This window comes from Nocardia yunnanensis, from assembly GCF_003626895.1.
Classification (GTDB): Bacteria; Actinomycetota; Actinomycetes; order Mycobacteriales; family Mycobacteriaceae; genus Nocardia; species Nocardia yunnanensis.
This window is the reverse complement of record NZ_CP032568.1, coordinates 3,547,042-3,568,239: the sequence shown is the minus strand read 5'-3', so window position 1 is coordinate 3,568,239 and position 21,198 is coordinate 3,547,042. Positions and strand designations below refer to the sequence as shown.

At 67.9% G+C, this 21,198-nt stretch carries 18 protein-coding genes; 11 read left to right on the top strand and 7 right to left on the bottom strand.

Annotation, left to right across the window (positions count from 1 at the left end; translation table 11 throughout):
- Nucleotides 1–41 precede the first annotated feature (41 nt).
- From D7D52_RS16565 to D7D52_RS16530, 8 genes are all read left to right on the top strand, one after another.
- Nucleotides 42–482, top strand: coding sequence for a carboxymuconolactone decarboxylase family protein (locus D7D52_RS16565; protein ID WP_120737493.1), 441 nt, complete (start codon nt 42–44; stop codon nt 480–482).
- A gap of 79 nt (nt 483–561) precedes the next feature.
- On the top strand, nt 562–1,320 hold the full coding sequence (locus D7D52_RS16560) for a metallophosphoesterase family protein (RefSeq protein WP_120737492.1): 759 nt from the start codon (nt 562–564) through the stop codon (nt 1,318–1,320).
- A gap of 182 nt (nt 1,321–1,502) precedes the next feature.
- Complete coding sequence (locus D7D52_RS16555; protein WP_120737490.1) at nt 1,503–1,946, top strand: CBS domain-containing protein; 444 nt, start codon at nt 1,503–1,505, stop codon at nt 1,944–1,946.
- A 40-nt stretch (nt 1,947–1,986) separates the two neighbouring features.
- Complete coding sequence (locus D7D52_RS16550) at nt 1,987–3,279, top strand: ArsB/NhaD family transporter (protein ID WP_120744171.1); 1,293 nt, start codon at nt 1,987–1,989, stop codon at nt 3,277–3,279.
- Between the two features lie 83 nt (nt 3,280–3,362).
- Nucleotides 3,363–5,486, top strand: coding sequence for an acyltransferase family protein (locus tag D7D52_RS16545; protein ID WP_120744170.1), 2,124 nt, complete (start codon nt 3,363–3,365; stop codon nt 5,484–5,486).
- 164 nt (nt 5,487–5,650) lie between these two features.
- Nucleotides 5,651–5,965, top strand: coding sequence for a WXG100 family type VII secretion target (locus tag D7D52_RS16540; RefSeq protein WP_162958348.1), 315 nt, complete (start codon nt 5,651–5,653; stop codon nt 5,963–5,965).
- A gap of 5 nt (nt 5,966–5,970) precedes the next feature.
- Nucleotides 5,971–7,776 carry a WXG100-like domain-containing protein gene (locus tag D7D52_RS16535; RefSeq protein WP_120737486.1) on the top strand — a complete coding sequence of 602 codons (1,806 nt, stop codon included), beginning with the start codon at nt 5,971–5,973 and terminating at the stop codon, nt 7,774–7,776.
- Between the two features lie 137 nt (nt 7,777–7,913).
- Nucleotides 7,914–8,120, top strand: a complete 207-nt coding sequence (locus tag D7D52_RS16530; RefSeq protein WP_120737484.1) for a hypothetical protein — start codon at nt 7,914–7,916, stop codon at nt 8,118–8,120.
- A 15-nt stretch (nt 8,121–8,135) separates the two neighbouring features.
- Here the strand turns inward: D7D52_RS16530 and D7D52_RS16525 are convergent, their stop codons facing one another.
- The 7 genes from D7D52_RS16525 to D7D52_RS16490 all read right to left on the bottom strand — a co-directional run bounded on the left by D7D52_RS16525 (nt 8,136) and on the right by D7D52_RS16490 (nt 17,589).
- The gene (locus D7D52_RS16525) at nt 8,136–10,076 is read right to left on the bottom strand and encodes a potassium transporter Kup (RefSeq protein WP_222932900.1); all 1,941 of its coding nucleotides are present in this window, start codon (nt 10,074–10,076) and stop codon (nt 8,136–8,138) included.
- A 120-nt stretch (nt 10,077–10,196) separates the two neighbouring features.
- Nucleotides 10,197–10,532, bottom strand: coding sequence for a winged helix-turn-helix domain-containing protein (locus D7D52_RS16520; protein WP_120737480.1), 336 nt, complete (start codon nt 10,530–10,532; stop codon nt 10,197–10,199).
- Between the two features lie 168 nt (nt 10,533–10,700).
- Complete coding sequence (locus tag D7D52_RS16515) at nt 10,701–11,648, bottom strand: potassium-transporting ATPase subunit C (protein WP_120737478.1); 948 nt, start codon at nt 11,646–11,648, stop codon at nt 10,701–10,703.
- Nucleotides 11,648–13,795 (bottom strand): potassium-transporting ATPase subunit KdpB, encoded by a 2,148-nt coding sequence (gene kdpB / locus D7D52_RS16510; RefSeq protein ID WP_120737476.1) that lies wholly within the window; start codon nt 13,793–13,795, stop codon nt 11,648–11,650. The genes D7D52_RS16515 and kdpB overlap by 1 nt, the downstream gene beginning before the upstream one ends.
- Complete coding sequence (gene kdpA, locus D7D52_RS16505) at nt 13,792–15,468, bottom strand: potassium-transporting ATPase subunit KdpA (protein WP_120737474.1); 1,677 nt, start codon at nt 15,466–15,468, stop codon at nt 13,792–13,794. Before kdpA ends, kdpB begins: the two co-directional genes overlap by 4 nt.
- Nucleotides 15,469–15,555: a K(+)-transporting ATPase subunit F gene (gene kdpF / locus D7D52_RS40330; RefSeq protein WP_120737472.1), complete on the bottom strand. Its 87-nt coding sequence runs from the start codon at nt 15,553–15,555 to the stop codon at nt 15,469–15,471. It lies immediately after the preceding gene.
- Between the two features lie 321 nt (nt 15,556–15,876).
- Nucleotides 15,877–17,589, bottom strand: a complete 1,713-nt coding sequence (locus D7D52_RS16490; RefSeq protein ID WP_222932835.1) for a serine/threonine-protein kinase — start codon at nt 17,587–17,589, stop codon at nt 15,877–15,879.
- Between the two features lie 221 nt (nt 17,590–17,810).
- On the opposite strand from D7D52_RS16490, the gene D7D52_RS39190 reads away from it, so the two are divergent.
- Genes D7D52_RS39190 through D7D52_RS16480 form a run of 3 tightly spaced genes read left to right on the top strand, consistent with a single transcriptional unit; the run spans nt 17,811 to nt 21,177 of the window.
- On the top strand, nt 17,811–17,963 hold the full coding sequence (locus D7D52_RS39190; RefSeq protein ID WP_246023897.1) for a hypothetical protein: 153 nt from the start codon (nt 17,811–17,813) through the stop codon (nt 17,961–17,963).
- Complete coding sequence (locus D7D52_RS16485) at nt 17,960–20,479, top strand: sensor histidine kinase (RefSeq protein ID WP_246023896.1); 2,520 nt, start codon at nt 17,960–17,962, stop codon at nt 20,477–20,479. Before D7D52_RS39190 ends, D7D52_RS16485 begins: the two co-directional genes overlap by 4 nt.
- Nucleotides 20,476–21,177 (top strand): response regulator, encoded by a 702-nt coding sequence (locus D7D52_RS16480; RefSeq protein ID WP_120737464.1) that lies wholly within the window; start codon nt 20,476–20,478, stop codon nt 21,175–21,177. Before D7D52_RS16485 ends, D7D52_RS16480 begins: the two co-directional genes overlap by 4 nt.
- Nucleotides 21,178–21,198: the final 21 nt, after the last annotated feature.

Here is a 21,198-nt window from a genome sequence, read left to right as displayed (position 1 = left end):
CGTCCAAGGGTTGTCTACGAACCGCACGGAAGGACGACATCATGACGCGTTTGACCATGCCCGAGGCGGCGCCCGAGGTCTACCAGGCGTGGCTGGCCGCCGAGGCCGCCATCCGCCGCGGCCCCCTGGACGCCACCGTCCGGGAGCTGGTGAAGATCCGGGTCAGTCAGATCAACGGCTGCCTGTTCTGCATCGACATGCATTCCACCGAGGCTCGCAAGGCAGGCGAGACCGAACGCCGCCTGTGGCACCTCAACGCCTGGCGGGAGTCGGCGCTGTTCAGCGAGACCGAGCGGGCCGCGCTCGAATATGCCGAAGCCGCAACCCGACTCGGTCCGCACGGCGTGAGCGACGAGATCTGGGCCGCGGTCGAGAAGCACTTCGACCAGGGCCAGCGCGCCGGACTGGTCGCCGTGACCGCGCAGATCAACCTGTGGAACCGCCTCGGCGTGCCGCTGCGCATGGAACCGCTCGAGCCGTAACCGCGACCCGGTCGCACGCGAATGCCGCCGCGCGGGAATGTCGTTGACAGGCCCGCGCGGCGTATGGCTGATTGACGGTATGGGCAGCAGCGGCGAGACCGAAACCGGACGGGTGCGCATCGCCGCGGTAGGCGATCTGCACCTGCGCGACAGCATCCGCGGCCGCTTCCGGCCCGCGCTGCTCGGCCTCGGCGCGCACGCCGACGTCCTGCTGCTGGCAGGCGATCTCACCAACGGCGGCACCCTGCGCGACACCGACGCCCTGTGCGCCGAGATCGCAGACCTGCCCGTCCCGGTTGTCGCCGTACTCGGCAACCACGACCACGATCGACGCCTGGGCTACCGAATCGCGGTGCGGCTCACCGATATCGGTGTCCACATGCTCGACGGCACCGCGATCACCCTGCCCGTCAACGGCATTCGCCTCGGCATCGCAGGAGTCATGGGCGGCAGCGGCGGATTCCCCGGCCACCCAGGCAATCCCGCCGAGGGCAGCGTCGAACATCGCCAACGCTTCCGCCGCGGCCCCGCCGACGCCCTGCGCCTGCGCGCCGCCCTCGAATCCCTCGACTGCGACCTCCGCATCGCCCTCATGCACTTCGCCCCCATCGTCGACACCCTCGTCGGCGAACCCCCCAAGATCTACCCCGGCCTCGGCTGCGCCGACCTCGCCGACGCCATCGACGCCACCGACACCGCCCTGGCCCTCCACGGACACGCCCACGGCGGCATCGAATCCGGCCGCACCCCACGCGGCACCGAAGTCCGCAACGTCTCCCACCCGGTCATCCGCGCCCCCTACCGCGTGTACGAGCTGACCCACCCGCGCGACACGTAAAGCCCGGTCTCGGTAGGCTTTTTACGGAATCTGTATCGATGGCGTGCCGGGAAGTCTGGTCGGCCGGTCCGGTAACTCGGGCTGTATGGTCTCGACCTGGGGAGTTGCGGTGCCGCGCCGGTTTTCGATCTTGACGTATTCTGCTGCCGTGAACGCTCGGCTGTCCGTCGTATCCTGCACGTATGCATGCCGCTCAGATGGCCGAGGAATATCCGGTGATCGATTTGGACTCCGACGCGATCGACGCGGCGAAGTTGCTGGCCGAGCATCGGCTGCCGGGGATTCTGGTGCTCGACGCGAAAGGGAAACCGCATTCGGTGCTGCCGGCCTCGCAGGTGGTGTTGTTCATCGTGCCGAAGTACGTGCAGGACGATTCGACGTTGGCGGGGGTGCTCAACGAGTCCATGTGCGGGCAGGTGGTGAAGCGGTTGCGGGGCAAGAAGGTCCGCGACGTGATTCCGGAGCGGCTCACCAAGATCCCGGCCGCCAAGCACGACGACAATATGGTCGAGGTCGCGGCGCTCATGGCGAAGTATCAGTCGCCGCTGGTGGCGGTGCAGGACGGGGACCGGTTGCTCGGCGTGATCACGTCCTCGCGGCTGTTGGAAGTGGCGCTCGCGAACTGAGCCCGCCGGGGCTGTGCCCCGCGATCATCCGGCGGCGGTCATGACCGTTGCCCTCTCGATCGCGGTCTTCACGATCGCCTACATCCTCATCGCCTCCGAACGCGTGCACAAGACGATCGCCGCGCTGGCCGGGGGCGGCGTGGTCGTGCTGGTCGGCATCGTCGGCTCCGACGACGTCTTCTACTCGCATCGGACCGGCATCGACTGGAACGTGCTGTTCCTGCTGCTCGGGATGATGATCATCGTCGGCGTGCTGCGCCAGACCGGCATCTTCGAGTACGTGGCGATCTGGGCGGCCAAGCGCGCCAAGGGTTCCGCGCTGCGGGTGATGATCTTGCTGGTCCTCATCACCGCGACCGCCTCGGGATTCCTCGACAACGTCACCACCGTGCTGCTGATCGCGCCGGTCACCATGCTGGTGTGCGAGCGCCTCGAGGTGGCTCCGACCCCGTTCCTGATCGCGGAGGTGCTGGCCTCCAATATCGGCGGCGCGGCCACCCTGATCGGCGATCCGCCCAACATCATCATCGGCAGCCGGGCGGGCCTGTCGTTCAACGACTTCTTCTGGAATCTGACGCCGATCGTGCTGATCGAGCTGGCGGTGTTCACGCTGCTGCTGCCGCGGCTGTTCCGGGGTTCGTTCGAGGTGGATCCCGAGCGCGCCGCCGATGTGATGCAGCTCGAGGAGCGGGAGGCCATTCGCGATCCGCGGCTGCTCGTCAAGTGCGGAATCGTGCTCGGCGCGGTTTTCGCGGGATTCTTCGGGCACCCAGTTTTTCATCTCGAACCGTCACTGGTGGCATTGCTGGGCGCGGGCGTGCTGGTGTTGATTTCCGGTCTGCCGCAACGTGATTACCTGTCCGCGGTGGAATGGGAGACGCTGCTGTTCTTCGTCGGCCTGTTCGTGATGATCGGGGCCCTGGTGAAAACCGGTGTGATCGGCCGATTGGCGAAATTCGCGACCGAACTCACCGGCAGGAACGCGCTCGTGGCAACCATGCTGATACTGGTGGTTTCGGCGGTGCTGTCGGGTGTCATCGACAACATCCCGTACGTGGCGACCATGAGTCCACTGGTGGCTGAGCTGGTGGAGCACGTCGATCATCCGGCGCAGGCGGACGCGCTGTGGTGGGCGCTGGCATTGGGCGCGGATTTCGGTGGCAATCTCACAGCAGTCGGGGCCAGCGCGAACGTGGTGATGCTCGGTATCGCGAAGCGCTCCGATCATCCGATCTCGTTCTGGGAATTCACCCGGAAGGGCATTGTGGTGACCGCGGTCACCATCGTGGTGGCCGCGCCGTATCTGTGGCTGCGCTATTTCGCATTCGCCTGACCAGCGACAAAAGCCACAACACGGACACCTTCTGTGTGGCGATTCGTGATTTCCCCGAGCCCTGACCGACAATGGCAGCCGCCATGCCGATATCCAGCACCGATCATCCGACCGCGCCGGACCGCGACCGCCAGGACGCCTCGGCCGCCCCCGCCCCCGCCCGCGCCGGCGCCTACCGCCTGGATCTGGACGGACTGCGCGGCGTGGCCATCGCCCTGGTGGTCGCCTTCCACATCTGGGCCGGGCGGGTCTCCGGCGGCGTGGACGTGTTCCTGGTGCTGTCGGGCTTCTTCTTCACCGGCATGCTCGTGCGCCGCGCCGACGGCGGTGCGGTGGGTGTGCTGAACACCGTGCGGCGGACCCTGCGGCGGCTGCTGCCCGCCATGGTGGTGGTGCTGGCCGCGGTCGTGGTGGCGACGGTGACGCTGCTGCCGCACACCCGCTGGTCGGATATCGCGGGCCAGACGGTGGCTTCGCTGTTCTACTACCAGAATTGGTATCTGGCGCTGTCCTGGTCGGATTACCTGGCGGCCGACCCGTCGGTGAGCCCGCTACAGCATCTGTGGTCGATGTCGGTGCAGGGGCAGATGTATCTCGCGCTGCTACTTGCGGTGGCGGGGGCGGCGTTCGCGCTGCGCCGGGCCGGGCGGCCCGGGCGGCTGCGGCTGGTGCTCGCGGTGCTCTTCGCGGTCGTCGGTGTGGCCTCGTTCTGGCATGCGGCCGACGGCGTTGCGACACAACAGGGCTGGAACTACTACGACACCTTCGCCCGCGCCTGGGAGCCGCTGGCGGGGGCGCTGCTGGCCCTGGCCGCGCCCTACATCCGGCTGCCGCGCGCGGCGCGAGAAGCGTTCGCGTGGACGGGGATCGCGGCCATCGCGTGCTGCGGATGGATGGTCAACGGCGTCCTGGTGTTTCCCGGCCCGGCCGCGCTGATTCCGGTATCGGCCACCGTCGCACTGATTCTCGCGGGCGCGGGCCGCGACACCGCGGATCAGCCGCTGGTCAATCGGGTGCTGGCCACCGGGCCGATCGTGCAGCTGGGCGGTTTCGCCTACGCCCTGTACCTGTGGCACTGGCCGATTCTCATCTTCTATCTGGGCGAACAGCATCAGCGCCGGGCGGGGGCGATCGGCGGGGCGGTGATCATCGTGGTGTCGCTGCTGCTGGCGTATCTGACCCACCATCTGGTCGAGGAGCCGCTGCGCGAGCGGTCCAAGCCCGCGACCCCGGCGCCGGGCCGGTTGATCGATCCGGCGCGCGCCCGCCTGATCGCGGGCGTCGCGGTCTCCACGGTCGGGGTGCTGCTGCTGGCGTCGACCGTGGCCTGGCAGTGGAACATGGGCGCGAAGGCGCATGCCGTCGGCGAGCTGGATCCGTCGAAATACCCTGGCGCGGCGGCGCTCACCGATCACGCGGTGGTGCCGCGCGCCCCGATGCGCCCGACCACCGAGGAAGCGCCCGCCGATATCGCCTACCCGACCCGCGACGGCTGCATCTCCGACTTCGATACGCGCGCGGTCGTCACCTGCACGTACGGTGATCACGAAGCGCATCGCACCCTCGCGGTGGTCGGCAATTCCCATGCCGAGCACTGGATTCCGGCCCTGCAGCTGCTCGGCGAGCAGTATCACTTCCGGGTGGTCGTCTATCTGAAGATGGGTTGCCCGCTGACGGTGGCCGAGGAGCCCATGTACAAGGGCCAGCACAATCCGGACTGCCGCGACTGGTCGGCCGAGGTGATCGACCGCCTCGGCAGCGAGCATCCCGATTTCGTGTTCACCACCGCCACCCGCCCCAGCGACAACGGCGGTGACGAGACCCCCCAGGACTACGTCGACGTCTGGTCGGCCCTCTCGGACCGCAACCTCCAGATCATCGGCATCCGCGACACTCCGTGGCTGCGCCGCAACGGAATCCGCTACCGCGCCATCGACTGCCTGGCCAGCGGCGGCAACCGCCTCGACTGCGGCATCAAGCGCGCCGACGCGCTCTCCCCGGAAAACCCCGCCGCCGCCCCCGCCGCCGCCTTCCCCAACCTGCACCTCATCGACCCCAACAACGCCGTCTGCGAACCCGCCGTCTGCGCGGTGGTCGAAGGCAACATCCTCGTCTACCACGACGAACACCACCTGACCGCAAGCTACGCCCGCTCTCTGGTCCCAGAACTGGGGCGCGAACTGCAGCCGATCCTCGGCTGGTGGTGAACCCGGCACCGGTCCGTCGTGGAATCCGGTGTCGGCGTGAGGATTTCGTCAAGAGTTCGATCGATCTCCGTCAGGGGCACGTTAATTCGCTGTCCGGGTCGTGGTCGCCGGCGGTTCCGCATGCCAGGGTCGAAATCCGATCATGGAGCGGAAGGGGTGCGCGAGTGGCGCGGAGAGTCGATGTGACGCCGGAACAGTTGCGCGGAGCCGCCGGGCAGATGGCGGCATTGCGCGACCGGGTGGACGGCATCCGCGCGAACCTGGAAAAAGCGCTGTCCGCCAAGGGAATCGCGTGGGGCGCCGACAGTTATGGCGGCACGTTCGCCGACGGGGATCAGGGATATCTCGCCGCGCACCGCAACCTCGCCGATGGGCTGGCCAAGACAGCCACGACGCTGGGCTCGTACGCCGGCGGTCAAGTCGAGGCCGCGGATGTGCTGGCGCACACCGACCATCGCAATGGGAACTGCTTCCGGTAACGCGGGTGTCCATCGATATTCCCGGCGAGCTGGCATGGCTCGACTGGGTCGCCGGATCGGCATGGCCCGAGGGCGACGAAGACGATATGTGGGGTATCGGCGACGACTGGCGCAGTGCCGCCGCCGAATTGCGCACACTGCTGCCCGAACTGCGGGCCGCCGAACAGGCGACCATCGACGCCTACCCGTGGGGCGACGGGCTCGACGCCATGATCAGCGCGCTCGACCGCCTCGACCACGGCCCCGAATCCCTCGAACACCTCGCCGACCTCCTCGACTCCGTCGCCGAATCCGCCGACGGCCTGGGCACCGAGATCCAATACACGAAGATCCTCGTCCTCTCGTCGCTGGCCATGCTGGCCGCGGAAATCGCTGCCGCATGGCTGTTTCCGCCGACCGCGCCGCTGTCGGAAAGCGTCGCGATCGCCACCACCCGCGTCGCGGTGCGCCTGCTCGGCGAACGCGCCGTGACCGCCATCGCCCGCTTCGCCGCCAAAACCGGCCTGGCCGCCCTGGCCAAATTCGCAGCCAAACACGTCGTATTCGGCACCATGCTCGGCACCGGCCAGGACCTGGCGATCCAGACATACCAGGTCGGCGCCGGCCACCGCCGCGACATCGACTGGACCCGAGTCGCCACCACCGCCTACACAGCAGCCGCGGCCGGCGCCATCGGCGGCCCCGCCGGCTCCGCATTCGGCAAGGCAGCGAACCACATCCACCTCCCCGGCGGCAGTTTCGGCAACGCCCTCAACGGCGCAACCGTCGGCGCAACCTCCGGCATGCTCGGCGGCCTGGGCGCCTGGGCCGTCGGCGGCCTCGCCAACGGCTGGACCTGGGACCCCCGCCTACTCACCAGCGCCAGCGCCTACGGCGTCCTGGTCGGCGGCACCAAAGGATTCCGCCACCCCACCACCCCAACGCCCCCCGAAGCACACCGCTTCACCGCCCCCGAATCCCCCTCAGCCCCCACTCATTCCAGCGACGGCAGCACCCCGCGCCCGCAGACCCGCGCCGGTGACCCAAATGCGCTGGGCCCCGACGAACCCGCGCCCTCCGCCTCTTCCTCACCCACTCTCGTGGTGGCCGGCGGACACCGACCAGCTGCCGAGGTTCGGCCCCGCCCGGCCGCGGAACCCGGGCCCGAACCGGCGACACAGCCCCTAGCGGCAAAGGAGGTTAAGCACGACCCGGCCGAACCGAAAACGAAACACGAAGGCGCACAACAGGTGGAAGAGCGGTTGGATGCCGCACGGGAGAAGCTGCGCCGGCTCGGCGTAAATCCGGACGGGATGACGCCCATTCAGTTGCGGCAAGCCGCGGAGGAGGCGTTCGGGCGCAAGGGCGACGAGTTCGCTGAGCGTACGGCCGCGTTGGAGGGGGCTGGGCTGCGGCCTGGGGAGCTGCGTGTGCAGCGTATGGAGTTGCAGAAGCAGATCGACGAGTTTCTCGCCCTACGCCGCGACCTTCGCGCCGATCTACCGCAAGCCGAGGAACCCGAAAAGCCACAGCCGAATACATCCCCTCCCGCCACCGAGACGCCGGAATCCGCCGCCGAGACGTCGGCACCACCGGCCGGGGCGGCCGAGAACGGGCAACCGCCGAACGGTTCACGACAGGAGGAAGAGGTCCCGGACACCACCTCCAAAATCCCCTATACCCCAAGGTATTTCAACTCACCTCCGATCCCGCGATTCGAGCCTGCCACTCCCCCTCCGGATACTGTCTGGCAGCCCGATCCCAGCCCCACGGGTACGCCCGCACCGGGTCCCACCGGGCAGCGTCCGCCGCGGGATGATTGGGGCTGGTGACCGCCGGCACTCGGCCGTCAAGAATTCGAAAATCCGTGATTCGCGGGGGTTATGGATGCGTAAAAGGCGTCGGGGGCGGGCGGGGGTGGCGATTCAATCGAGGTTCGAGGCAACGTTCAGTAGAAGAGGCAATCATTATGGGCATCATCGACAGTGGTGTCTGTCTGTCGTCTTTCCAGGTGCACTGGTCGGTGGAGGACGCGACGTTCGTCGCGCGATCGGACCGATATCCGGGGCTGGTCGCATGTGACGAGTTCTCGTCGCTGGCGGCAGTCGATGGGCTGATCGATCTCATCGAACAGCAAGAGCGGCAGGATCATTCGTCTCGCCGACCGGCCGCCTGACCCTGCTGCGGGAACCTAGACCTCGATCTGGGAACCCATGATGACCGTGCGCTCGCGCGGGAGACCGAAGTATTCGGCCGCGTCGGCGGTGATGTGCGAGGTGGCGATGAACAGGCGTTTGCGCCACAGCGCCATGGTGGGGGCGTCACCGCGCCGCAGCTCGATCTTGGACAGGAAGTAGGACGCCCGCTCGAGGTCCAGCGCGCCTTCGGTCTCGGCCGGGTCGAGCAGTCGCAGCGCCGCGGGGACGTCGGGGGTTTCCATGTAGCCGTAGCGGGCGGTGACGTAGACGATGCCGTCGTCTTCGTAGCCGAGGTGGTCGAGCGAGATCCGTTCCGCCACCGGCACTCTCGGCACCAGCTCGACGCCGATGGACAGGATCACGGCCTGCCGGTGGCGCACATGGTTGTGCTCGACATTGGCGCGCATGGCCAGCGGCGCGGTCTCGCTGCCCCGGTTGAGGAAGACCGCGGTCCCGGGCACCGTGGTCACCGAGGAGGTGTCGGCGCGCAGCCGATCCACGAATTCGCGCAGCGACCCTTCGGTGCGTTCCCGTTCCGCGGTGACGATCTCGCGGCCCCGCTGCCAGGTCGTCATGATGGTGAACGCGACCACGGCGATCAGCAGCGGCAGCCACGCGCCGTGCACCAGCTTGGTCAGGTTCGCCGCGAAGAACAGCAGATCCACCGTCAGCAGCGGTATCGCACCGAGCAGCACCAGCCAGATCGGCGTCCGCCACCGCGCCCGCGCGATATAGAAGAACAGCAGTGTTGTGATGGTGATGGTCCCCGTGACCGCCATGCCGAACGCGTACGCCAGCGCCGCGGAACTGCGGAACGCGAACACCAGCGTCAGCACCGACACCAGCAGCAGCCAGTTGATCCACGGCACATAGATCTGCCCGATGGTGGATTCGGAGGTGTGCGCGACCCGCAGTCGCGGCAGATAGCCGAGCTGGGCGGCCTGCGCGGCCACCGAATAGGCCCCGGTGATCACCGCCTGCGAGGCGATCACCGTTGCCGCCGTGGCCAACAGCACGATGGGCAGCCGCCCCCAGCTGGGCGCGAGCAGGAAGAACGGGGCACTGATATGGCCCGGATCGTCGAGAATCAGCGCACCCTGCCCGAGATAGCTGAGCACGCACGCCGGGAACACCAGCGCCAGCCACGCGCGGGTGATCGCGCTGCGGCCGAAGTGCCCCATATCCGCGTAGAGCGCCTCCGCGCCGGTGACCGCCAGCACGATCGCGGCCAGCGCGAAGAACGCGATTCCGAAGTGCCCGAACAGAAATCCGAGCGCATAGGTCGGCGACAGCGCCTTCACGATCTCCGGATGCCGGGTGATGCCGGCGACCCCGCACAGCCCGATCACCAGAAACCAGCAGATCATGATCGGCCCGAACACCCGCCCCACCGCCGCGGTGCCGCGCCGCTGCACCAGGAACAGCGCCAAGATGATGACCGCGGTGATCGGCACGACGAAATCACCCATGGACGACGACACGGTCTTGGCGCCCTCGACCGCCGACAGCACCGAGATGGCCGGGGTGATCATGCTGTCCCCCAGGAACAGTGACGCCCCGAAGATCCCCAGCGCCGCCAGCATCGTGGCGGTCCGCCGCCCGCCGCGCTTCGTCCACCGGCGCAGCAGCGTGATCAAGGCCATGATGCCGCCCTCGCCGTCGTTGTCGGCGCGCATGGCCAGCAGCACGTAGGTGACGGTCACGATGATCATGACCGACCAGAACACCAGCGACACGATCCCGAAGATGTTGTCCCGGCTGACCGGAATCGGATGCGGGTCATCGGGATTGAACACGGTCTGCAGCGTGTAGATCGGGCTGGTGCCGATATCCCCGAACACCACTCCCAGCGCCCCGATCGTCAGCGCGGCCCGCGACCCGGTATGCGCGCCCGACCCCTGGGCCGCGGAACCGTGCGGGGTGTCCCGGGTAATCGCCACGCCATCCTCCTCCGCGCGGATTCGGCCGTTGTCCGCGCTACGCGCCGGACGATACCGCTCGGTCCCCCTGTGCGCCCAGCAGCCATGCCGCTACCCGAGCGGGTCCTGGCGTTGTCAGAGGTCGCGAGTGGGGTCCGAGTGCTGGTAGAGGGATTCCCAGACTGTGAAGCTGGAGAGGAGTTCGACGGTGCGCCAGCCTGTTTCGGTGAGTTCGATGGGGGTGGTGATCGACAGTGCGTCGTCCCAGCTGCCGGGGCCCTCGGTTCGGACCAGGCCGTGGGCGGCTACGACGCGCAGGACGCGGGAGACGCCGGGGCGGCGGAGGCCCAGGGCCGTGCGCAGGTCACGGACGGTGCGCGGGCGGTCGGCGAGGAGGTCGAGAAGTTCGACCACGCCACGGTGATTCAGCAATCGGCGCAATGCGGACAGGTCGTCCGCGCGGTCGGTCATGACCTCGACGTTAGGGTTTCCGGCGTACCGGTCGGCTGATCTTGACGGCACCTGCCTGCCGTGCGGGAGCTTCTTAACCGATTCCTTACGGCCGGACAGGCGCACAAAGGCCAAGGGCTCCGGTCGCTCTCGTGAGCGAAGCGACCGGAGCCCAGGGATCGGCTGAGGTTATGCCTTGACCGGGTACTTGGTGTCCAGGTCGTAGTTCAGCTCGACGACATTGACGGTGGGTTCGCCCATGAAGCCCAGGGCACGGCCGATCTTGTGCGCGTCCACCACCGCCTTGATCTGATCCACGGAGACGTTGCGCGCCTTGGCGACTCGCGCCACCTGGATGGCCGCGTACTCCGGGGAGATCTGCGGGTCCAGGCCGGAGCCCGAGGCGGTCACCGCGTCAGTCGGCACCGGGGTGTCGGCCGAGGCGTCGCCGCGAATCGGGACGATCTGCCCGGTGGAGTAGTCCTCGCCGCGCTTGGCGCACTCCACCTTGACGCCCTCGTACGCGTCCAGGAACGGCGTGGTCGGGTTCTTGGCGTCGGTCGAGCACGCCTCGTTGACGCTGACGACCTGCGACGGGTGGGTGACCAGACCGTGCGAGTCCCGCTCGCCCATCACCGCCAGCACCGCGCCGACGCCGCCGGAGGTGCAGTACGGCCGGCTGCCGTCCACGCCCTCGAGCTGCCCGACCGCCTGGCTGCGCTGGCACACCGTGGTCAGCAGGCTGAACTTGTCCTTCTTCGGGTCGTTCGCGTCGAGGGTGTCCACCACCGACTCCGGACCCATATTGCCGAAGGAGGTGTTGGTGGGGTCGTACCCGTCCGGGATCGCGCTGACCCCGGTGGTCGAGTCGGCCGCCGGCGACGAGTTGGACGGCCGCGTCTGGAAGTACTGCACCAGCGCATTGCCCTTACCGTCGGTGAACGCCTGCCCGATCAGGCTGGAGCCCACCAGTTTTCCGTCCTTGGTGATCAGCGACCCGTTCGCCTTGTCCTTGAGTCCCGGCAACTGCGCGACGCCGAGAACCACGGCCGGATAGATGATTCCGGTGATCACCGTGAGCACCAGCAGCGCGCGCAGCGCCGCGATGTGCTGGCGAATCCAGGCTGACATACGCATTAGGACATCCCCGGGAAGAATTGAATGACAAGGTCGATGAGCTTGATCCCGATGAACGGCGCGATGATGCCACCGAGGCCGTAGATGTAGAGATTGCGGCTCAACAGTTTCGACGCGCTCGACGGCCGGTAGTTCACGCCGCGCAGCGACAGCGGGATCAGCGCCACGATGACCAGGGCGTTGAAGATGACCGCCGACAGGATCGCCGACTGCGGCGAATGCAGCCGCATGATGTTCAGCAGATCCAGACCCGGGAAGATCGACACGAACAGCGCGGGAATGATCGCGAAGTACTTGGCGATGTCGTTGGCGATCGAGAACGTGGTGAGCGCGCCGCGCGTGATCAGCAACTGCTTGCCGATCTCGACGATCTCGATCAGCTTGGTCGGGTCGGAATCCAGATCGACCATATTGCCGGCCTCTTTGGCCGCCGAGGTGCCGGTGTTCATGGCGACACCCACGTCGGCCTGCGCGAGCGCGGGCGCGTCATTGGTGCCGTCACCGGTCATGGCGACCATGCGCCCGCCGGCCTGCTCCTTCTTGATGAGCGCCAGCTTGTCCTCGGGCGTCGCCTCCGCGAGGAAATCGTCCACGCCCGCCTCGTCGGCAATGGCCTTGGCGGTCAACGGATTGTCGCCGGTGATCATGACGGTGCGGATGCCCATGCGGCGCATCTCGTCGAAGCGCTCCCGCATGCCCTGCTTGACCACATCCTTGAGATGGATGACGCCCAGCAGCGTGGCGGTGCCCTTCTTGATCTCCGCGACCACCAGCGGGGTGCCGCCGGAGGCGGAGATGCCGTCCACGGTCTCGCCGACCGCGTTCGGGATCTCGCCGCCGTGGGAGCGCACCCATTCGGTGACGGCGCTGGCCGCGCCCTTGCGCAGCTGATGCCCGTCGGCCAGGTCCACGCCCGACATGCGGGTCTGGGCGGTGAATTCCACCCAGGTCGCGCCGGTCAGTTCACCGGGGGTGCGCTCGCGCTTGTTGTACGCGGTCTTGGCGTACACCACGATGGAGCGGCCCTCGGGGGTCTCGTCCGCGAGGCTGGAAAGCTGTGCGGCGTCGGCCAATTCGTCGGAGGTGACGCCCGGCATCGGCACGAAGTCCGACGCCTGGCGATTGCCCAGGGTGATGGTGCCGGTCTTGTCCAGCAGCAGCGTGTTCACATCGCCCGCGGCCTCCACGGCACGCCCGGACATGGCCAGCACATTGCGCTGCACCAGCCGGTCCATGCCCGCGATGCCGATGGCCGACAGCAGCGCGCCGATGGTGGTCGGGATCAGGCACACCAGCAGCGAGACCAGCACGATGCCGGTGACGCCGTTGCCGTCCAGCGCCAGATTGTCCAGCACGCCAGGGTTGTTGGCCTTCGAGAAGATGGCGGGCGGCTGCAGCGTCGCGACCGCGAACACGAAGATGATGGTCAGCGCGGCCAGCAGGATGTTGAGCGCGATCTCGTTCGGCGTCTTCTGCCGCGAGGCGCCCTCCACCAGCGCGATCATCTTGTCGATGAACGAGCCGCCCGGCTCCTGGGTGATCTTGACGACGATGCGGTCCGACAGCACCGTGGTGCCGCCGGTGACGGCCGAGCGGTCACCGCCGGATTCGCGGATGACGGGCGCGGATTCACCGGTGATGGCCGATTCGTCCACCGAGGCAATGCCTTCCACGACATCGCCGTCACCGGGGATGACCTGGCCGGCCTCCACCACGACGAAGTCGCCGCGTTGCAGTTCCGGGGCCGCGACCTTCTCCTCCACCACGCGCGCGCCCGGGGACCAGTCCACGAGACGGCGAGCGACGGTGTCGGTCTTGGCTTTTCGCAGCGTGTCGGCCTGCGCCTTGCCGCGCCCCTCGGCGACGGCCTCGGCCAGGTTGGCGAAAAGCACTGTCAGCCAGAGCCATACGACGATCGCCCAGGCGAAGAACGTGGGTTTCGCGATGGCCAGCACGGTCGTCCAGACCGCGCCGATCTCGACGATCAGCATCACCGGATTGCGCCACATCACCCGCGGGTCGAGTTTGCGCACCGCGTCCGGCAGCGACTTCAGCAGCATCTTGGGGTCGAACAACCCGGTCGAGACGCCGCGTTTCGGCTTGGGCGCCTGCTGTTCCGGCGCGGAATCGAGGACGGGAGTGCTCATGAGTGGATTCCTTCAGCGAGCGGGCCGAGCGCCAGCATGGGCAGGAAGGTGAGCGCGACCAGAATGACGGTGACGCCCGCGACCATGCCGACGAACTGCGGCCGATGCGTCGGCAAGGTGCCCTCGGAGGCGGGCGTATGTCCTTGCGCCGCCAGCGATCCGGCCAATGCCAGCACGAAGATCATGGGGATGAAACGGCCGAAGACCATGGCCAGGCCCAGCGCGGTGTTCCACCACACGGTATTGCCGGACAAGCCCGCGAAGGCCGAACCGTTGTTGTTGGCCGCGGACGTGAAGGCGTACAACACTTCCGACAAGCCGTGCGCCCCGGAGTTGGCCATGCCCGCGCGCTCGCCCGGCAACGCCATGGCGACGGCGGTGCCCACCAGCACGATCAGTGGCGACACCAGGAAGTAGGCGGCGGCGAGCTTGATCTCCTTCGGGGTGATCTTCTTGCCCAGGTACTCCGGGGTGCGCCCGACCATCAGGCCGGCCACGAACACCGTGATCACCGCGAGGATGAGCATGCCGTACAGACCCGATCCGGTACCGCCGGGCGCGACCTCGCCGAGCTGCATGTTGAACATGGTCATCATGCCGCCGAGGCTGGTGTACGAGTCGTGCGCCGAGTCCACCGCACCGGTCGAGGTGAGCGTGGTCGCGGTGGCGAAGGTCGCCGAATCCGATACGCCGAAGCGGGTTTCCACGCCCTCCATGGACGCGCCGATGGCGCTGGGCACGGTGCCGTGATGCTGCAGCTGGAAAAGGTTCATCAGCGTGACCGAGATGATCGCCAGGGTCGCCATGACGGCCGCGATCGCGTAGCCCTGCTGCTTCGAGCCGACCATGCGCCCGAAGGTGCGCGGCAGCGAGAAGCTGATCACCAGCAGCAGGAAGATCTCGACCCAGTTGGTCCAGGCGGTCGGGTTCTCGAACGGGTGCGCGGAGTTGACGTTGTAGAAGCCGCCACCGTTGGTGCCGAGTTCCTTGATCGTCTCCTGGCTGGCCACCAGTCCACCCGGCAGGGTTTGTGAACCGGTGTTGCCCACGGTCTGCGCGACCTGGTCGTAGACGTGCAGGTTCTGGATCACGCCGCCGGCGACGAGCACGATGGCGAAGACGACCGCGAACGGCAGCAGAATGCGGGTGGTTCCCCTCACCAGATCCACCCAGAAATTGCCGAGTTCGCCGGTGTGCCGGCGGGCGAAGCCGCGCACCAGCGCGATCGCCACCGCCATGCCGACCGCGGCCGACACGAAGTTCTGCACGCCCAGGCCGAGCGCCTGCACGACGTGACCCATGGTCGACTCACCGGCGTAGTTCTGCCAGTTCGTATTGGTGACGAAGCTGATGGCGGTGTTCCACGCCAGATCCGCGGTCATCTTGGTGCCGGGATCGTTCAGGTGCAGGGGCAGCCGGCCCTGAATCAGCTGCAGGAAGAACAGGAACAGCACGCTCACGGCCGAGAAGGCCAGCACGCTGCGCGCGTAGACCGCCCAGGTCATCTCCACGCCCGGCTGCACGCCGATCAGCTTGTAGAGACCTTTTTCAGCCTTCGAGTGCTTCTCTCCGCTGTAGGCCCGGTACATGTAGTCGCCCAGGGGCACATGCACCGCGGCCAGCGCGATGATCAGGGATACGACGAAAAGGATCCCCGCGACAGTGGTGCTCACTCAGAACCTCTCCGGATACAGCAGCGCCGCCACGAGATAGATGGCGATGCCGACGGCCAGGACCAGACCGATAATGTTCTGAGTCACAGCCGTTCCACCCCGCGTTGGATCAAGCCGAACAGGGCGAATATCGCCACCGTCAGCACCGTGAACACCACGACGGACATCTCTCGAAACCTCTCTACTTACGGTGCGTCCCGAGACGCGCCGGAGTGAGTCAAGCGCCCGGAAAGGTCGTATTCGAGATCGTTTACGGGTTCTTAGCGTCCCAGACCCGCGCGTTGACGCTCCGCTTACAGGGTCGCGTGGCGTGGCGCACAGATGTCGTCGGTATCCGCCGCGTAGGCGTCAAGAAACCATCAGGACCAGGCGATTCACCGGGCCCCGACGGCGATTGCGCGAGAACGGTTACCGGGCGTAGACGCGCACGATGCTGCCGTCGAGATTGGCCGCCACATACCCGCCGCCGTTGTAGTCGTCGGAGTAATAGACCAGCAGCGACGGCTTGTTGTCGTTGAACGTCCAGGCCGGGTCGACGATCACGTAGTGCGACTTGGGGTTGGGCACATTGAGCTTCTGCTGAGCCGTCTTCAATAGGTCGGGAAGAATGTCCCAGTCGATGGAGCTCAACTCGATCGTCGGATCGGTGAGCTGGCCGCCCACCCCGTCCCGCTTGGCGGCGCCGTCGCGGTAGCTGAACTTGTCGTAGTGCTTCGGCTCGTTCGGCACCGGCGCGCCGGCGCTGATGTACTCCGGGTAGATCGTGATGTCGAGGAATTGCTTTCCGCCGGAGACCTTTTCGAGCGCCGCGACGGCCGTGCGCATGGCGTCGGGCGTCACCAGGTCGACGGCGGGGGCGGCCGGACCGGTCGCGGCGACCGTCGGCACGACGATGCCGCTGGGCAGGCTGACACCCGACGGCAGCGTGATCCCGGACGGCAATGCCTGCGCCGACCGCGGAGCCGAAGAGCCCTCGCCGCTGGAAGAGGCCCACACCGCGACGCCCGCGACAGCGGCGACCGCCAGCACGACCGCGACGCCGGTCAGGATCAGCGGCCGCGGAATGCGTTGCGGCCCAGCCGGAACCGGGTCCGGCGCGATCAGCGGAAATGGCTGGCCGCCGGTTGCGTCGCGGGGCTGCTGGACGGTGGCATACCCGTGCGGTGGCGTGAATCCTTGCGGCGGTGTGAACCCTTGCGATGGGGTGAACCCCTGCGCCGGCGGCGGCGCGAAATCCTGCGACGCCGTCACCGTCCGATGCGACCCCGAAATCGGCGGGTACACAAGCGCTTCCGCCGGAGCGGATCCCGACCCGGTCACCTGCGCCAGCATCCGATCCACCTGATCAGCGGGCGGCCGCTGGCCCGGATTGGGCACCAGCAGCGCGTTCAGCACCGGCATCAACGCCCCGGCCCGACGCGGCGGCGGCACCGCGCCCATGAGCACCGCGGCCAGCGTCGCCACGTCCGTATCGCGGCGCATCGGCTGATAGCCCTCGACGGCGGCGAACAGCACCAGCCCCAGCGACCACAGGTCCGAGGCCGGATTGCCCTCGTGCCCCTGGAGTCGTTCCGGCGCGACATACGGCAGCGACCCGACCACGCTGCCGGTGGAGGTGAGCCCGGTCAGATCGTTCACCGCGGCGATTCCGAAATCGGTCAGCACCGGCGATCCGTCGGCGCGCAGCAAGACGTTGGGGGGCTTCACATCCCGATGCAGCACCCCCACCGCGTGCGCGGCCCGCAACCCGGCGAGAATGCCGCGCCCGATCCGGGCCGCCTGTTCCGGCGGCATCGCGCCCCGCGCCATCCGATCCGACAGCGAGCCGCCCGCGACGAGTTCCATGACGATCCACGGATGCTTCTCGGCCGGGGTGTCCACGATGTGGTGGATGGCCACCACGTTCGGGTGCGCGATGCGCGCCAGCGCGCGAGCCTCCCGCAGCACCCGTTCCCGCTGCACCTCCGCGGAGGTCGCGTCGCCTTCCGCGCGCACCTCTTTCAACGCGACCTCGCGATGCAGCGCGATGTCGTAGGCCCGCCACACCGTGCCCATACCGCCGCTACCGAGGGGCTCGATCAACTCGAAACGCCCGTCGACCATCGCCCGCCCGGAATTCACGCAGCACAGCTTAGGGTCGCCCTGTCTGGCGCGCGAGATCTCGTACCGGTCGGTCTACTGCGGGCCGCTCGAATGCTGTCAACATCGCGACGCGCCGGCGTAAAGAAACCGTCAGGATCGGCTCCCTGACCAGCACAGCAGGTATGAACGGAGAGTCCGGCCGTCCCCCTTTCACCCCGACGGCCGGGCACCGATCACACCGGCCTATGTAAGGAGAAGCCGTGCCGCACCTCGCCGTCACCCTGATGGTGATCTTCGGGTTCCTCGGATGCGCGCTGGCGCTGCGCGCCCTGGCCGCCGCCGCGGACCACCGGGAACCCGCCCGCACGGCGCAGCAGGGCATCCGCGCACCCCGCGCGATGATGGACGAGTGAAACGCGGCCAACTACGCATCTACCTCGGCGCGGCCCCCGGCGTGGGCAAGACCTATTCGATGCTCTCGGAAGCGCATCGGCGGCTGGAGCGCGGACGCGATGTGGTGGCGGCCGTGGTGGAGACCCACGGCCGCAGCAAGACCGCCGAGATGCTCGGCGGGATCGAGCGCATCCCACCCAAGCTGATCGAGTATCGCGGCACCAGCATGCCCGAGTTGGATGTCGAGGCGGTGCTGCGGCGGCGACCGGCGGTGGTGCTGGTCGACGAATTGGCGCACACCAACATTCCGGGCAGCAAGCACGAGAAGCGCTGGCAGGACGTGCAGGAACTGCTGGACGCGGGCATCGACGTGGTGTCCACGGTCAATGTGCAGCACCTCGAGAGCCTCAACGACGTGGTAGAGCAGATCACCGGGGTGGTGCAGCGAGAAACCGTGCCGGACTGGGTGGTTCGCTCCGCCGACCAGGTGGAGCTGGTCGACATCACGCCGGAAGCCTTGCGGCGCAGGATGTCCCACGGCAACGTGTACGCGGCCGAGAAGGTCGACGCCGCGCTGCGCAACTACTTCCGCCCCGGCAACCTGACCGCGCTGCGCGAGCTGGCGCTGCTGTGGCTGGCCGACCAGGTCGACGCCGCGCTCGCCAAATACCGTGCCGACCACAAGATCACCACCACCTGGGAGGCGCGCGAACGCGTCGTGGTGGCCGTGACCGGCGGCCCGGAATCCGAGACCATCGTGCGCCGCGCCAGCCGCATCGCCGCCAAATCCAGTGCGGAGCTGATCGTGCTGCACATCGTGCGCGGTGACGGCCTGGCAGGGGTGTCGGCGCAGCGGCTGGGCCGACTGCGCGATCTGGCCACCAGCCTCGACGCCAGCCTGCACACCGTCACCGGTGAGGACGTGCCCTCGGCGCTGCTGGATTTCGCGCGCCAGGTCAACGCCACCCAGCTGGTGCTGGGCACCTCGCGGCGCTCGCGCTGGGCGCGCATGCTCGACGAGGGCATCGGCGCCACCGTGGTGCAGGAGTCCGGCAAGATCGACGTGCACATGGTGACCCACGAGGAATCCAACAAGGGCGGCAAGTTGCGCTGGTCCTCGCTCACCAGGGGCGAACGCAAGATCGGCTCCTGGTCGGCGGCGGTCGTGGTGCCGTCGCTGATCTGCGCCGTCATCTACTTCTGGCTCGATCGCCTGCTCGACCTCAGCGGCGAGAGCGCGCTGTTCTTCATCGGCGTCATCGCGGTGGCGCTGCTGGGCGGCGTGGCCCCGGCGGCCCTGTCGGCGATTCTGTCGGGTGTCCTGCTGAACTGGTTCTTCACCGAACCCCGCTACAGCCTGACCATCGCCCAGCTCGACAACTTCCTGACCATCGTGGTGCTGCTGTTCGTGGCGGTCGCGGTGGCGGCGCTGGTGGACGTGGCCGCCAAACGAACCCGCGAGGCGCGCAAGGCCTCTCGGCAAGCCGAACTGCTCGCGCTGTTCGCGGGCTCGGTGCTGCACGGCGCGGATCTGCAGGATCTGCTCGAGCGCGCCCGCGAGACCTATGGCCAAGAAGCGGTCAGCCTGGTCACCGATGACGGGGTGGTCGCGTCGGCGGGCGAGGACCCGCCGACCCAGGTCGATGACTCCCTCACCGCATTGGAGGCAGGCGATGACATCCACTGGCTGCTACTGCGCGGGCGTGCCGTGAACTCCGGAGACCGCCTCGTGCTGGGAGCGGTCGCCAATCAGGCCGCGGGACTGGTCCATCAGACGCAACTGCAGGAGGAGGCCAGCGCCGCCCAGGCGGTCATGGAGGCCGACAAGCTGCGCCGCGCGCTGCTCTCGGCGGTCAGCCACGACCTGCGCACGCCGCTGGCGGCGGCCAAGGCGGCGGTGTCCAGCCTGCGCAGCGAGGACGTGGAGTTCTCACCCGAGGACACCGCCGAATTGCTGGAAACCATCGAGGAATCCGTGGATCAGCTGACCGCGCTGGTCGGCAACCTGCTCGATTCCTCCCGCCTGGCGGTCGGCGTGATCAAACCCCAGGTGCGCAAGATCTACCTCGACGAGGTGGTGCACCACGCGCTCATGGGCATGGGCACCCGCGGCATGCGCCGCACCACCATGGACCGGGTGAAGGTCGATGTCGACACCATCTCGGTGCGCGCCGATCCCGGGCTGCTGGAGCGGGTGCTGGCCAACCTCATCGACAACGCGGCCCGCTACTCCCCCAGGGATTCGGCGGTGCGCGTCGCGGCGGAGCAGGTCGGGACGCGGGTGGCCATTACGGTGGTCGATACCGGACCGGGTGTACCGACCGGGCTGGAGGATCAGTTGTTCGAGCCGTTCCAGCGGCTCGGGGACCGGGATAATTCGACCGGTGTGGGCCTGGGCCTGTCGGTGGTCCGGGGTTTCGTGGACGCCATGGGCGGCACCGTGCACGCGGAGCCCACCCCCGGCGGCGGTTTGACCATGGTGATCGATCTGCCCGCGGGCGAGGACCCGGCGGGCACGGCAGAGGAGAACGGGTGACGAACGCGGCGGCAGCGCCGACCAAAGTGCTTGTGGTCGATGACGAACCACAGATCCTGCGCGCCCTGCGCATCAACCTGTCGGTCCGCGGCTACGAGGTGACCACCGCGTCCAATGGCGCGGCCGCCCTGCGCGCCGCCGCCGAGAAGCACCCCGACGTCATCATCCTCGACCTCGGCCTGCCCGATATGGACGGCATCGAGGTGCTGGCCGGATTGCGCGGCTGGTCCACCGCGCCGGTGATCGTGCTGTCGGCGCGCACCGACTCCTCCGACAAGGTGGAGGCGCTCGACGCCGGCGCCGACGACTACGTCACCAAACCCTTCGGCATGGACGAGCTGCTGGCGCGGCTGCGCGCCGCCGTGCGCCGCTCCGCCAATACCGCCGAAACCGCCGAACCCATCATCGAAACCGCCTCCTTCACCGTCGATCTCACCGCCAAGAAGGTCATCCGGCACGGCCACGACGTCCACCTCACCCCCACCGAATGGGGCGTGCTGGAAATGCTGGTCCGCAACAGGGGCAAACTCGTCGGCCGCCGCGAACTCCTGCGCGAAGTCTGGGGCCCTTCCTACGCCACCGAAACCCATTACCTGCGCGTCTATCTCGCCCAGCTCCGCCGCAAACTCGAAGACGACCCCTCCCAGCCCAAACACCTCCTCACCGAGGCGGGCATGGGCTACCGCTTCCAGGCGTGAACCCCATCCCGGCGTAGACCC